This is a genomic window from Primorskyibacter sedentarius, assembly GCF_004342065.1.
GTDB lineage: Bacteria > Pseudomonadota > Alphaproteobacteria > Rhodobacterales > Rhodobacteraceae > Primorskyibacter > Primorskyibacter sedentarius.
Genome location: NZ_SLZU01000084.1, coordinates 1 through 1,046 on the forward strand (window position 1 = coordinate 1; position 1,046 = coordinate 1,046).

At 66.7% G+C, this 1,046-nt stretch carries 1 protein-coding gene; it reads left to right on the forward strand.

All coding sequences use genetic code 11. The features are described 5' to 3' along the window. On the forward strand, nucleotides 1–1,046 hold a 1,046-nt coding region (locus EDD52_RS23575), incomplete at both ends, for a thiamine pyrophosphate-dependent enzyme (protein WP_243652093.1).

Here is a 1,046-nt window from a genome sequence, read left to right on the forward strand (position 1 = left end):
GAGGACATGGTGGCCTACCAGGAAGAGGTGCGCGACCCCAGCCGCGTGGCCGAGGTGCTCAACCGGGTGATCATGGAGGCGCATCGCGCATCGGGGCCTGCGCAGATCAACATCCCGCGCGATTTCTGGACCCAGGTGATTGATATCGAGCTGCCCACGATCCTCGAGTTCGAGCGCCCCTCGGGCGGCGAGAATGCCATCGACCGCGCGGCGCAGCTGCTCAGCGAGGCCGCGTTCCCGGTGATCCTGAACGGCGCGGGCGTGGTGCTGGCCGGGGCGATCCCGGCCTCGGCGCAGCTGGCAGAGCGGCTGACCGCCCCGGTCTGCTGCGGCTATCAGCACAACGATGCCTTCCCCGGCAACCACCCGCTGCATGTGGGCCCGCTGGGCTATAACGGGTCCAAGGCGGGGATGGAGCTGATCTCGAAGGCCGATGTGGTGCTGTGCCTTGGCACGCGGCTCAACCCGTTCTCGACCCTGCCGGGCTATGGCATCGACTACTGGCCGCGCGACGCGAAGATCATCCAGGTCGATATCAACCCCGCGCGGATCGGCCTGACCAAGAAAGTGTCCGTCGGCATCGTGGGGGATGCAAGGAAGGTGGCCGAGGGCATCCTTGCAAAACTGGCCGATCACGCCGGTGACAAGGGGCGCGAGGCGCGCAAGAACCTGGTCGGCGAGCTGAAGTCGAAATGGGCCCAGCAGCTGTCCTCGATGGATCACGAAGACGACGATCCGGGCACCGACTGGAACGAACGGGCGCGCGGCCGCCAGCCCGATCGCATGAGCCCGCGCCAGATGTGGCGGGCGATCCAGCAGGCGCTGCCGAAGGATGCGATTATCTCGTCCGATATCGGCAATAACTGCGCCATCGGCAATGCCTACCCGTCGTTCGAGCAGGGGCGCAAATACCTGGCGCCGGGCCTGTTCGGGCCGTGCGGCTATGCCTTCCCGGCCATCCTTGGCGCCAAGATCGGCTGCCCGGACGTGCCGGTGGTGGGCTTTGCGGGCGACGGTGCCTTCGGCATCTCGATGAACGAGATGAC